11 protein-coding genes are annotated in these 12,827 nt (G+C 70.3%); 6 read left to right on the top strand and 5 right to left on the bottom strand.

Features of this window, described 5'->3' with window-relative positions:
- Nucleotides 1-72 precede the first annotated feature (72 nt).
- Nucleotides 73-573, bottom strand: a complete 501-nt coding sequence (locus ACZ6QO_RS27710; RefSeq protein ID WP_465854637.1) for a GyrI-like domain-containing protein — start codon at nucleotides 571-573, stop codon at nucleotides 73-75.
- 193 nt (nucleotides 574-766) lie between these two features.
- Between ACZ6QO_RS27710 and ACZ6QO_RS27705 the strand changes: the two genes are divergently transcribed.
- The 5 genes from ACZ6QO_RS27705 (at nucleotide 767) to ACZ6QO_RS27685 (ending at nucleotide 7,851) form a co-directional block, all read left to right on the top strand.
- Complete coding sequence (locus ACZ6QO_RS27705; RefSeq protein WP_465854635.1) at nucleotides 767-2,206, top strand: GuaB1 family IMP dehydrogenase-related protein; 1,440 nt, start codon at nucleotides 767-769, stop codon at nucleotides 2,204-2,206.
- A 258-nt stretch (nucleotides 2,207-2,464) separates the two neighbouring features.
- The gene (locus ACZ6QO_RS27700; RefSeq protein ID WP_465854634.1) at nucleotides 2,465-3,850 is read left to right on the top strand and encodes a YflT domain-containing protein; all 1,386 of its coding nucleotides are present in this window, start codon (nucleotides 2,465-2,467) and stop codon (nucleotides 3,848-3,850) included.
- Nucleotides 3,851-4,044: 194 nt separating this feature from the next.
- The gene (locus ACZ6QO_RS27695) at nucleotides 4,045-4,419 is read left to right on the top strand and encodes an FKBP-type peptidyl-prolyl cis-trans isomerase (protein ID WP_465854632.1); all 375 of its coding nucleotides are present in this window, start codon (nucleotides 4,045-4,047) and stop codon (nucleotides 4,417-4,419) included.
- A 447-nt stretch (nucleotides 4,420-4,866) separates the two neighbouring features.
- Nucleotides 4,867-6,402 carry an ATP-dependent DNA ligase gene (locus ACZ6QO_RS27690; protein WP_465854630.1) on the top strand — a complete coding sequence of 512 codons (1,536 nt, stop codon included), beginning with the start codon at nucleotides 4,867-4,869 and terminating at the stop codon, nucleotides 6,400-6,402.
- A gap of 723 nt (nucleotides 6,403-7,125) precedes the next feature.
- On the top strand, nucleotides 7,126-7,851 hold the full coding sequence (locus ACZ6QO_RS27685; RefSeq protein ID WP_465854628.1) for a septal ring lytic transglycosylase RlpA family protein: 726 nt from the start codon (nucleotides 7,126-7,128) through the stop codon (nucleotides 7,849-7,851).
- A 406-nt stretch (nucleotides 7,852-8,257) separates the two neighbouring features.
- On the opposite strand, the gene ACZ6QO_RS27680 is transcribed toward ACZ6QO_RS27685, so the two are convergent.
- Nucleotides 8,258-8,866 carry a magnetosome magnetite crystal formation protein family gene (locus ACZ6QO_RS27680; protein ID WP_465854626.1) on the bottom strand — a complete coding sequence of 203 codons (609 nt, stop codon included), beginning with the start codon at nucleotides 8,864-8,866 and terminating at the stop codon, nucleotides 8,258-8,260.
- 145 nt (nucleotides 8,867-9,011) lie between these two features.
- Here ACZ6QO_RS27680 and ACZ6QO_RS27675 point away from each other — a divergent pair, with 145 nt between their 5' ends.
- Entirely contained in the window at nucleotides 9,012-9,356 is a 345-nt protein-coding gene (locus ACZ6QO_RS27675) for a hypothetical protein (RefSeq protein ID WP_465854624.1), read from the top strand.
- Nucleotides 9,357-9,917: 561 nt separating this feature from the next.
- Here the strand turns inward: ACZ6QO_RS27675 and ACZ6QO_RS27670 are convergent.
- The 3 genes from ACZ6QO_RS27670 to ACZ6QO_RS27660 form a co-directional block, all read right to left on the bottom strand.
- On the bottom strand, nucleotides 9,918-11,000 hold the full coding sequence (locus ACZ6QO_RS27670) for a DUF4192 domain-containing protein (protein WP_465854622.1): 1,083 nt from the start codon (nucleotides 10,998-11,000) through the stop codon (nucleotides 9,918-9,920).
- A 255-nt stretch (nucleotides 11,001-11,255) separates the two neighbouring features.
- Nucleotides 11,256-12,044, bottom strand: coding sequence for an EI24 domain-containing protein (locus tag ACZ6QO_RS27665; protein ID WP_465854621.1), 789 nt, complete (start codon nucleotides 12,042-12,044; stop codon nucleotides 11,256-11,258).
- A gap of 52 nt (nucleotides 12,045-12,096) precedes the next feature.
- On the bottom strand, nucleotides 12,097-12,714 hold the full coding sequence (locus tag ACZ6QO_RS27660; protein ID WP_465854619.1) for a Maf family protein: 618 nt from the start codon (nucleotides 12,712-12,714) through the stop codon (nucleotides 12,097-12,099).
- Nucleotides 12,715-12,827 lie beyond the last annotated feature (113 nt).

Below are 12,827 nucleotides of genomic sequence, written 5' to 3'. Positions count from 1 at the left end.
CGACGCCGAGGCGACGCGCACGCCACCCGGCGCGGCCGCCACCCGGCGCGGGCGGCCCGCCCCGGACCTCGATCACGCCTGGACGCGGTCGTGGCCGGCCGGGACGGGGGCGTGCCCGGGCAGGACCGCCAGATAGAGATCGACCCCGGCCCGGTGGTGGACCTCCAGATCGGTGGTGAAGGCCCTCGGCGGCATCCCGCCGCCCTCGGTGTGCCGCCACACCTGCTGCCACGCCTCGATCAGCGACTGCGGCATCGGGCCGTGAGCCTCGACCTTCAGCGCCTGCACCCCCGGCACCCGGACCGCCACCATTCCCTCGGGAAGACCGGCCGCCGTGCGCACGGCCACCCCGACGACCTGGGTGTAGGCACCTTGGTGGTCACTCTCGTAGTCGAGCATCACCGCGTAGAGGTTCTCGTCGACGCGCCCTGGGACGTGCGCGAACGCACCGGGAGCACCGGCACGCGCCCACATGGCCGGCAGTTGCGCCCGCGACGGATCGGCCTCCGCCGCGTTGCTGGTGCGCACGGCGTACCCGACGACGAGCACCTCCGGCCGCTCAACGATGATCATAGCGCCTCCCCACTCGATGGCCCCCGCCTGGCCTGCGCGATCGCGGTCAATGTATCCGGACCGGACGACAACCGTCTCGATGATCGCGCACAGTGGAATCGGCAGGGGCGCCCGGTCAGATCATCTCGCACGTAGCACCCAGCTGACCTGGGAAGTCCCATTGTTTACCACGAATCGCATAGGCTGGACCAACGTGCGATTCCTCAACGATCAGGCGCCGATCTACGACCTGACCTACAGTGACGTCTTCATGGTCCCGTCACGCTCGGCCGTCGGCTCGCGGCTCGCCGTGGATCTCTCGACCCACGACGGCACGGGCACCACGATCCCCATCGTGGTGGCGAACATGACAGCGGTGGCCGGCCGGCGCATGGCCGAGACCATCGCCCGGCGGGGCGGCATCACCGTCATCCCCCAGGACATTCCGATCGACGTCGTCGCCGATGTGGTCGACTGGGTCAAGAAACGCGACCTGGTCCACGACACCCCCATCACCCTCACCCCGCACGAGACCGTCGGCGAGGCGCTCAACCTGCTCCCCAAACGGGCGCACGGCGCGGTGATCGTCGTCGACTGGGAGAACCGGCCGATCGGCGTCGTCACCGAGGCCGACTGCCACGGGGTCGACATGTTCACCCAGCTCTCACAGGTGATGTCCGGCTCGCCGCTCACCATCCCGGCCGGCACCGACCCGCGGGCGGCCTTCGAGCTCCTGCACGCCGGACGTCACCGCCTGGCTCCCGTCGTGGACGAGGAGGGCCGGCTGGTCGGCGTCCTCACCCGCACCGGCGCGCTGCGCGCCACGCTGTACGAGCCCGCCGTGGACGCCGGCGGGCGCCTGCGCGTCGCCGCCGCCGTCGGCATCAACGGCGATGTCGCCGCCAAGGCCAAGGAACTGCTGGACGCGGGCGTCGACTGCCTGGTCGTCGACACCGCGCACGGCCACCAGGAGAAGATGCTCTCCGCGCTGGCGGCCGTGCGCGCCCTGGACCCGCCGGTCCCCCTGGCCGCCGGCAACGTCGTCACCGCGGCGGGCGTGCGCGACCTGGTGCGCGCCGGCGCCGACATCGTCAAGGTGGGCGTCGGGCCGGGCGCCATGTGCACCACGAGGATGATGACCGGCGTCGGCCGGCCGCAGTTCTCGGCCGTCCTCGAATGCGCCGCCGAGGCCCGCGGGCTGGGCAGGCACGTGTGGGCCGACGGCGGCGTGCGCCACCCGCGCGACGTGGCCCTCGCCCTCGCGGCGGGCGCGTCCAACGTGATGATCGGCTCCTGGTTCGCGGGCACGTACGAGTCGCCGGGCGACGCGCACACCGACGCCGACGGCCGCCGGTACAAGGAGAACTTCGGCATGGCCTCGGCCCGCGCCGTCCGCCTGCGCACCGCCGAGGACACGCCCTTCGACCGCGCCCGCAAGGCCCTGTTCGAGGAGGGCATCTCCACCTCCCGCATGTACCTCGACCCGGCCAGGCCCAGCGTCGAGGACCAGATCGACGCCATCGTGGCCGGCCTGCGCTCCTCCCTCACCTACGCCGGCGCCACCACCCTGGAGGAGTTCCACGAACGCGCCGTGGTCGGCATCCAAAGCTCCTCCGGCTACTCCGAAGGCAAACCCCTCCACCAAAGCTGGTAACCCCCACCCGGCCCCCACTCCGCTCACCCAGCCCCAAGCGAGCGGAGTGGGGGACAGCGTGAACGACCCGCCCCACACAGACAAACCAGAGGACGGCCAGGACAACCCGCCCCCGCACAGGCGACCGGGGTGACGACCTGTGCGGTGACCGCTCGCCTTCGCCGGCGGTGCCTCCTCTCGTCCCTCCGAGCGTGATAAGTCCCTTCCGCCGGGTAGTCCGGAGCGTCAGGTACCCCCTAGCCGCGGAGGCGAGATCTCATGATCGGTTCGTCACCCGAGCTGGCCGCGCCGTCCGCCATCGACCGGCGACTTCTGGTCAGCTATGACAACTACCCTGCGGCGCAGCGCGCCGTGGACACCCTTTCCGATGCCGGATATCCCGTGCAGAACGTGGCCATCGTCGGCAACGACCTGCGTCTGGAAGAGCTGGTCACCGGCCGTCTGACCAACTCTCGCGCCGCTCTCTCGGGCGCCATCAGCGGTGCCGTCTTCGGTCTGGTCGTGGGCCTGTTCCTCGGGCTGTTCACGACGACGACCGCGTCGTTCTTCGCCCTGGTGGTGTGGGCGATCTTGTGGGGCGCCGTGATGGGCGCCGCCTTCGGGTTCGCGAGTCACGCGTTCAAGGGCGGCACCCGGGACTTCACCTCGCGCAGCGCCATCGTGGCCGGCCGGTACGACGTCCTGGTGCCCGCCGCCGCACTGGAGGAGGCGCTGGCCGTGCTGGAGGGCGGGACCAAGCCCGCGGACACGGTCGTCGTCGCGCGCCCGCCGTCCAGGGGACCCCTGCCCACCACCGGCGCGCCGCTCCCCGACACGACAACCGGCGCCTCCCACCCCGGGACCGCCGCCAACGCCTCGCACCCCCACTCGGCCCCAAACGCCTCGTATCCCCACTCGGCCCCTAGCGCCTCGCATCCCCAGTCGGTCCCCGGCGCCCCCGACGCCCAGTCAGTGCCTGGCGTCTCCGACCCCCAGTCAGTTCCTGGCAGCTCCAATCTCCGGCCGGTTCCTGGCGCCTCCCACGACGGGACGACTGACGCGTCCCGTCCCGAGACGGTTTCTCCGGCCTCGGGGACGAACGCTTCCGTCGGCGAGGCTGTACCGCCCACCGGCGGGGCCGGGCCTGCCGAGCCCGCCGTCGAGTCCCCCGCCGGACGGCCGGCCCCGGCTCCGCGGCCGGTGCCCCAGGCCGGGCCGGGCGAGGCCGACCACGCCGAGTCCCCGGACCCGGCGCACGCCGACCCCTCCCAGGCGGACCCGGACTCGCCCGACGTGATCTTCCTGGACTCCGCCCGGTCGGGGACGGCGGAGTCGGCCCTCGTGCGACCGGCCACGAGCCGTGCGGAGGCGATGGAGGAGGCCACCATCGCCATCCCGCTGTCCTCCGTACCCCTCAAGTCCTCCCCGGCGCCCGAACCCGCGGCTTCCCCCGCCTCCTCGGCGACGGTCTGGTCGCAGGACGCCGCAGCCGCCGGCTCGGATCGCGAGCGCGACTCCACCGAGAGCGACTCCGCGGACGGTCACTCCACCGGCAGCGGGTCCGAGACGGAGCCCACCGACTCGAAGATCTCCAACTCCTCCAACTCCTCCAACTCCTCCAAGTCCGCCAAGTCGGCCGTCGGGAGGACGACCGACGACCGGTGACCCACGCGGGTCGTCCCTTCCTGCCGGCCGGGACGGCGGGGCGGATTCAGGTGCGCGACGCACCAAGGGATGCGCCCTCGCCGCTCGCCTGCGCCCGGGACCCCGTAGAGTCGTCCGGTCGGCCGGACAGCGGCCGGCGATCGGTCCAGGCGCCCGTCCTGACAGGCGGGGCGCAACCTAAACAAGGAGAACACGTGGCACTCGAGAAGCCCGAGATCGACTTCCCGGAGGGCGACGCGCCGGCGGATCTCGAGATCGTAGACATCACCGTGGGCGACGGTGAGGAGGCCAAGCCGGGGCACATGGTGACCGTGCACTACGTCGGTGTCGCGTTCTCCACCGGCGAGGAGTTCGACGCGTCCTGGAACCGCGGCGACTCCTTCAAGTTCCCGCTCGGCGCCGGCCACGTCATCGCCGGATGGGACCAGGGCGTGGCGGGCATGCGCGTCGGCGGCCGCCGCAAGCTGGTCATCCCGCCGCACCTCGGTTACGGCAACCGCGGCGCGGGCAACGCCATCAAGCCGGGCGAGACGCTGATCTTCGTCGTCGACCTGCTCGGCGTCAGCTGACCTCGTCCGCGATATCGACCGTCCCGGCGAACGCGCTCACCGCGGCGGACGCGCTCCTCGAAACGGATGCGCTTGTCCAGACGGACTCACGATCAAGACACCGGTTTTGATCGACACACCCATCTCGGCAAGCGTGTCCGCCTCGGTGGCGACTCCGCTGCGGGCGCGCGTGGCCTCGGCGGCAAGCCCCGCCTCGGTGGGCGCGTCGCCTCGGCGGCTTCCAGGAGTCCCAAGCCGCGGTGAGCCGGCGACCACCGGCCCGCCGACACAGACGGCGGAAGCCGGCTCCGCACCCTCAGGCGCCAGACGACGATGACGTTACTCGGCGGCCGGACACCGGATGACAACGGCTACCGGCTCAGTGTCGCACCGGGGCACCGGCTCCGTTCGTGCGTTCTGGTGGACGGCCGTCACCTGGGGCAGCGAGTCCCGCGGTCAACTGGCACGATGAGACGTGTGTTGCTCATCGACCTCGCGCGCACCTCAGCGGCCGTGGCGGCAGACTCCGCCCGCCTCGCAAAAATCGGACATCTCGCCGAACTGCTGAGCAGGGTGCAGCCCGGAGAGGCCGAGATAGCCATCGCGTACCTGTCCGGTGAGCTGCCCCAACGGCAGATCGGCGTAGGGTGGCGCACCCTGCAGGACCTGCCGGAACCACGCCAGATCGCCAGCGCCACCCTGAGTGAGATCGACGACCTGCTCAGCCGGATCAAGGCGCAGACCGGGCCGGGCTCGCAGGCGGCACGCAAGAACCTGGTCGCCGGCCTGTTCCGCTCGGTTACCCGCCAGGAGCAGTCCTTCCTGCTGCGCCTCCTGAGCGGCGAGCTGCGGCAGGGAGCTTTGAACGGGGTGATGGTGGAGGCCGTCGCGAAGGCGTCAGGGACGCCCGCGGCGGAGGTCAGGCGTGCCCTCACACTCCGGGGGTGGCTGCCTGCCGTAGGGGCCGCCGCGCTGACCGGCGGCGTCGAAGCCCTGCGCGCCTTCCACCTGGAGGTCGGCCGTCCGGTGTCCCCGATGCTCGCACAGAGCGCGCCCAACGTCCCCGCCGCCCTGGAGAAGCTCGGCGGGCTGGCCGCGCTGGAGTGGAAGCTCGACGGCATACGGGTGCAGGCGCATCGCTCCGGCTCGGACGTCAAGGTGTTCACCCGGACTCTCGACGAGATCACCGCTCAGGTGCCCGAGCTGGTGGAGGCCGTGCTCGATCTGCCCGTCGACGACATCGTGCTGGACGGCGAGGTGATCGCCCTGCGCTCCGACGGCCGTCCCGAGCCCTTCCAGGTGACCGCGTCCCGGGTCACCAGCAAGATCGACACGGCCCGTCTGCGCGAGACCACGCCGCTGAGCGTGTTCTTCTTCGACGCTCTGCGCGTGGGCGGAGTGGATCTGCTGGACCTGCCCGACAGCGAACGGCACGCGGCGCTCGCGCGGTCCGTACCCGCCGAGCTGATCACTCCGCGTCTGGTCACCGCCGATCCCGAAGAAGGCATGGCGTTCTTCGTGGAGGTCGTCCGGCGGGGGCACGAGGGTGTCGTGGCGAAGTCTCCGAGCACGCCGTACGCCGCCGGGCGGCGCGGTGCGGGCTGGGTGAAGGTCAAACCCCGCCACACCCTCGACTTGGTCGTGCTGGCCGCCGAATGGGGGCACGGGCGGCGCCAGGGCAAGCTCTCCAACCTGCACCTCGGCGCGAGAGACCCGAGTTCGGGCGATTTCGTGATGCTGGGCAAGACGTTCAAGGGCCTGACAGACGAACTGCTGGCCTGGCAGACCGAACGCTTCCTGGCCCTGGCCGACGGCCCGAGCGACGAGTGGGTGGTCAAGGTGCGGCCCGAGATGGTGGTCGAGGTCGCCTTCGACGGAGTACAGCGATCGCCGCGGTACCCGGGCGGCATGGCCCTGCGGTTCGCACGCGTGCTCCGCTACCGGCCGGACAAACGCGCGGAAGACGCCGACACCGTCGACTCCGTCCGCGAACTCCTCTTCTAGCCGTATTGCCGGCGAGCATCTTCCCGTCGTCGTAGGACAGTTCAAGGGCGATCGGGCCGATCCGCCCGGCCCCGGCCGCGCCCGCCATGGACGCGGCGGAGACGGCCGAGAAGGCCGGCCCCGATCACCCGCCTCAACAACCCTGCGGGTCAATACATCCAGCCCCCACGCCCCAGCCCAACCCACTTCCGAAACCCAGCCGAGAGCCCGAACTTCAGCCCCGGCTCCGCAAGGGATCCAGCCCGGCCTAGCCCGCGTTCCAGGGCTCTCTCTTCGCCATCTGACTTCACCGCTGAGTCATGCCGCCCCCCCTGGTCACACCAGCAACAGTGACCTCCTGAAGCACATAGGCCGCAGGAGCCACCCCTGCCACGCTGATCACAGAGCGAGTTCGAATGATCACTCTCTGAGTGACTTATGTCACTTTGCGCGTGCTTTATCTCCCTTTACTGCCCGTTTATCCCATATGGTGCTGCGAATTACGCAGTGGGCGGTTCCGCTCGCTGCGTACGGGACGTCGGCATGCCTCCCCGTGCCACGTGCGCTCCCCCCGCGCCAGGCGTCCCGAGTCCTGTCCCCTACCTAGGACCGTGGTTCCCCTTGGGTCTGCATTCCTCCCCCAGCCGCTGGCACGAGAAGATCCGCCCCCGGTCGCGAAGCGGCACCGCCCGGCGCGAGACCTCCTTGGCCGTCCCCCTCACCACCACCATCGCCGTCACCGTCGTGGTGACCGCCGCCTCGATGAGCGCCTGGGCCACGCTGAACGGCCGCGATCTCTCATCCGTGACCATGAGCGCCGGTCTGCGCCCGGCAGCACGAACCACCACCCCCACCCCTGCGGCGACCCTGCCACGCGGCGCCACCGCATTCTCCGCCGCATTCGGGCCGGCGCTCCTCCTCGGGAAACGCGCCTCTCACGACTCGGCGCCGAACCTCCTCGGGCCTTCAGGTCCCGGCGATGTGTCCCCGTCCCCCTCTGCTTCGCCGGACGACCCGGCCGGCTCGCAAGCCGCGAGTGCGACAGGAGACGAGCGCGCGGCGGACTCCGGTGCCACGACGCAGGCCGCCGCGCCGGCCGATGACACCGCGAGCGCCCCCAAGAAGACCCCCGCACCGAGCAAGACCGTCAAGAAGCGATCCGCCGCGAAGATGGCCAAGGTGATCGCGTCAGGCCGGTGCGTGGCCTCGTACTACGACGAAGGCCAGATGACGGCCAGCGGCGAGCGGTTCAACCCGAACGCGATGACCGCCGCCCACAAGACCCTGCCCATGGGCAGCCGGGTGCGCGTCACCAACCCGGGCAACGGCAAGACCGTGACGGTGCGCATCAACGATCGCGGCCCCTTTATCGGAGGCCGTTGCCTGGACCTGTCGCGTGCCGCCTTCGACGCCATCGGCAGCCTCGGCACCGGCGCGATGAGCGTGAAGTACGCGGTCCTCGCGCGCTGACACCCCACCATCCGGTCCAACTAGACCAGACCCGTGGTGATACCCCCATTCCGCACATCACCCGAGGTGTGACCCCCACTCCGCGTCCAGACCCGTGGTGATGCTTCCGGGGTGTGGCTCCCACTCCGGCCCCGGACCGCCGCAGACACCTTCGAGCCGGAAGCCCCAGTGGGCACGCCCCCAATCCGTAACCACCGGTGGCCACGCCTCCAATCCGGAACCCCGTGTGGCTTGACCACCAGTTCGGAAACAGTCCGGTAGTGCGTGCGGTCCGGGACCACCGGGAGGGTGGTCCCGCTCCAGAAACAGATTTGTAAGACGCCTCCGCCGCGGAAACCACCCGGGGCCGCGCGGAGCCGACGATCACCATCGTGTCGCCCCGGTGCGGATGACGACCGTTTGATCGTTACTTGATCAGGCGGAGGGTCAGGGGATAGCGGAACTGATTGTCATTGAGCGCGGAGGCCGCGCCGACGATGCCCAGCACGAATGCCGCGACCCAGATGACCGGGATCAGCACGATGCCGATCACGGTGAACGGCAGCACTATGGTGGCGCCGAGCATCGTGAGGTGGAAGTTCAGCGACTCCACCGCGTGTTGCCGGATGTGCGGGGAGGTGCGCCCGCCGGCCAGCAGCATGATCAGCGGGCCGATCACCGAAAGCCCCAGGATCGGAAGCAGGTGCGCGGCCGCCGCCCCCAGGCGGTCGCTTCCCGTCAGCGGCACCGCGTACTGAGTCGGCGTCCGCAGCGGCGGTGCCGGGGTGCGCGGCAGGCTCCATGGCGGATACAGGTCGTGCATGACGGGGGCGAGGTCGGCGTGGGTGCGAGCGGTCATCGCACGGTGCAGCCGGTCGTCGAACTCGTCCTTGTCGAGCCTGCCTTCCGCATATGCGCTGGTGACGTGCTCGACCACTTGATCGCGGTCCTGGTCGGTGACCCGAAGCCGAGGGTGCGGAACTGGCCCCCACCCTCCAGTGGACGGTGTCGCCGGAGGTCTCACTACCCCTGCCATTAGCGGCCGTGCCTTTCCCGTAGAACGCGTCGTCCGTGTCATTCTTCGTGACCGCCCGAACCCGGTCTATCCGGAACAACCCCGACACGACCCCGATGTGGCCCCGAGGCACGCATTTGACGCCTGGGCCAGGTATACAAGGGATATGGGATGGCGAGATCGCTACGGGATTCGTCGGCTGCGCGGCACGAGGATCGCAAAGTTCGACCGCGAGGCCAACGACGGCGACATCGAGGCGTTGATCGCCTTCGCGAAGTCCCGCCAAGGCGTGGAGTTCTACGTCGAGCCGGAGACCTTCGCCACCGACACCACCGCGGTCGCCGTCGCCCATGACGGCGAATGGACGCGCCGCAGGGTCGGCTCCCCCGCCGTCATCATCAAGGTGGCCAGAAACCTCGCCCTTCCTGTCTATGACGTCCAGCTCACCGGATATCCGAAGAGGATGCGGGCCTACAACGAGCGACGCCGGACCGACACCGCGCAGGAGTAACGACCACCGGCCGACCGTGTGACACTGCGACTTAGGCCTTCGCGAGTCACCCCTGACCACGACGGCCAGCGCGAAGACCGGAAAGGCCCACCAAGTCCCCACCGTAGGACGGCGCCGACACTCGCCGCCCACCATCCCGCCGACCCGGCGCCGATGGGGACCTCGTCGGAGGGAGCGGGGACGACGACCCAGGCCTCCGAGAGTCACCACCGGCCACGGCGGCCAGTACGCATACGCAGACCCGAGCGGTGCGCCAAGTCCCCGCCGTAGGACGGCGCCGACACTCGCCGCCCACCGTCCCACCGACCCGGCGCCGATGGGGACCTCATCGGAGGGACGGGGGAAGCACTGCCGGCCCGTCGGCGATGGGGGAACCTGCTCGGAAGGACGGGGGGAAGCACCGTGGGCGAAGGTGAGCGGTCACCGCACAGGGGTGTCAGGGGAAGCACTGGCGGCGCGGCGCCGATGGAGAACCTGCGAAGGGGAGCGGTCGTCGTGTCGGGGAGTCAGTCGGTGGTTGTGGCGAGGGTGGGGGCGTGCACTGTGGAGGGGGGTGGGTGATCATGATGTGTGGAGGGTGTGGTCGTCCAGGAGGCCCAGCATGGGGTGGAGCCATTCCATGCGGGGTGGTCCCATGCTCACGTCGAGTTCCTCAGGGGTGGGCATGCGCTGCCGGAGGATCTCGGGGCTGACCAGTTGCTGGAGCCCCTGCGCCAGCAGGATCGCCATCGAGTAAGACGGATCGGCGGCGAGGGCCCGTTCGACGGCGATGCCGGCCAGAGCCGAGTCGCCACGCCGCCACGCGGCGGCGGCCAGCAGGGAGGCGACCGGAGGGACGAACGGCGGCTCCAGCCGGCGAGTGAGGTCGCCCCACAGCGCGACATGGGTGTCCTGAGTGTCGTCGTTCATGAGCGTCCACGCCTCGTCACGGACGCGGATCACGGAGAGGTCGATGCCGAGCCGGGCGGCCTCGTCATCGGGCAGTCGGCCGAGCCCGCGGAAGGCGTCGAGGGATCGGCGCACCCTGGCCAGCCCTTCGGCGACGAACGCACCGGGGACCTCGCACGGTTGTGCCATGCTGACGAGCCTCGCGCGCACCTCTGCGGCCGCGGAGCGGGTGGCCTCGCGCATCTTGGTGCGCGCCGCCCCGTGGGTGGGAGCCAGCGAACTTCGCAGGCTTTCGCGATCGGGCAGGGCGACCAGCCCGCCGAAGGTGGCCTGAGCCGCCACCTCGCCGGCCAGCGGGTCGTAAGGCCGCCCTTCCGGAGGACAGCACTCGACGCGCGTGCAGACATAGGACCAGTAGCGAGCCCCCTCGGCGCGCAGGGCCTCGATGACCTGGATGCCGGCGTCGGCGAGGAGCCGCCTGACCTCGTCCATGGCGGGTGTCACGAGTGCGCCGCCGCCGAACCCCGCCAAGATCGTGTGCGTGACCTCCTCTCGACGGAGGAGGGGAACGAGGCGGTCGAGGGCGCCCGGCGGGAGCGGAAGATCCCAGCGTGTGGTGACGCGCAGCCGGCCGCGCACCCCTCGGCCCGCGAAGGCGATGACCACCAGGCTGTCGGCCGGGTGGAACCCCAGGATGTAGGGCACGGCCCCGAGAATGTCGTCGGGAGAGGTGAGGAGGATCGGTGATGGCGTCATGTATGGGAGAATCGCCGATCCGCGTTTCGGCCGTCACGGCCGACGCCATTCTGTGGACGATGAACAGAACGGCGTTCGTGGAGGAACGGTTGAGCGCAACGCGCCACTGACGAAATGCGTCGGTTATATCGGCATATTCATCTGACTATTGGGTCGACATCAATGCCGCTATATCTCTTATGTGAAATATGCTGGACATGTGGGGTGGACTTGCCGGTGTCCACAGGCGAGGACAAGCAAGGTCGCCGTGCGGCGTCACCGGGTGGGCGGGATGGCCGGTGCCAGGCGGGAGCGGACCATGATGGTGGCTCCGGCCACGGCGGCCGGCATGGCGACGACCGCGCCCAACGGGATGAGGAAGATCAGGAACACCAGCACCCCGAACCCCAGAGCGGGCGCGCGGTCACCCCGCAGCACCGCGAAACGCTGCTTGCGCGCGAGCCCCCTGCGCTCCATGGCCAGCGCGGTCAACTCCACCGTGAGGAAGAATCCGGACACCGCCGCGCCCAGCACGGGAACCACCGTCTGCCCGATCACCGGCACGAAGCCCAGGACGAACAGCGGGATCGTGAACATCAGCACGTACATCAGCGTGATCAGACTGTCGCGTACGGATCGCGCGATCGACCGCCAGAGCGGGACGTCGGCGGCCTTGTCGACGCCGCCCATCTCTTCCTCCACGCGTTCGGAGAGCTTCTCATAGAACGGCTCGCCGATCGCCAGCGTGGCGGCGGTGAAGGTGATGACGGCCAGCACCAGCCCGAGGGCGAAGATCACCAGGCCGAGCGGGAACCGCAGGGTCTGCCGGAGCGCGGGCTCCCAGTCGGCGGCGAACGGCGTCGCCCACGCCGCGAGGTCCCCGGCGTAGTTGCCGAGAAGCACCAGAGCGACGATGTAGAGCACCAGCGCGATGAGCGCCGGGATGAGCCCGAAGATCCACTGCCCCGGATGCCGCGCGACCCAGCCGAGCCCCTGGAAGAAGTATCTGATGCCGTCGGCGAAGCCACCGATCCCGCGGCGGATGGGCTGCCCGATGCTGTTCATGCCCGGCAGGCTAACGCCTCACGCCTGAACGGTCGCAAGATCGGCGGAAAGATCACGGTTTCCAGACAGATGTCACCTCTACCCCGAGCTCCGCGAAGAGGCGGCGGAGCAAGGGCAGCGAGATGCCGAGCACGTTGCCGTGGTCGCCGTCGATGCCGTCCACGAACCAGCCGCCGAGACCGTCCAGCGTGAAGGCGCCCGCCACCCGCACGGGCTCACCGCTGCGGGCATAAGCGGCGATCTCGTCGTCGGTGGGCGTGCCGAAGCGCACGACCGTGGAGCCGACCTCGGCCGCCTCGGCCCCCGTCGCGACGTCGATCACACAGTGCCCGGTGAGCAGCCTGCCGACGCGTCCGCGCATCGACCGCCACCGGGCGACGGCGTCCTCGGCGGACACCGGCTTGCCGTACGCGCGCCCGTCGAGTTCGAGCACGGAGTCGCAGCCGATCACCAGGCCGGAGGACAGCCCCTTCGCGACCACCGACGCCTTGGCGCGGGCCAGGGTGAGGCTGAGCTCGGCGGGCGAGGCGGCGGTGACGGCCTCTTCGTCCACGCCGCTGACGATCACCTTGGGATCGAGCCCGGCGCTGCGCAGCAACGCGAGCCGGGCAGGCGACGAGGAGGCGAGAACGATCTCTGTCATGGCTTCCGCGCCCACGATCTCAGTCATCTCTTCCGATCTTACGAGCCCGCCATCTGCGATACGACTCCCGAGCCTATAGGCCGCCAGAGCCCGTCCAGAGCCGGTACAGACCCGGCCGCGGGCCGTCCGCTCGGCAGCCG

This window comes from Sphaerisporangium sp. NPDC049457 (genome assembly GCF_055586705.1).
The sequence above is the reverse complement of the archived record's forward strand: the minus strand, read 5'-3'. Positions and strand labels throughout refer to the sequence as shown.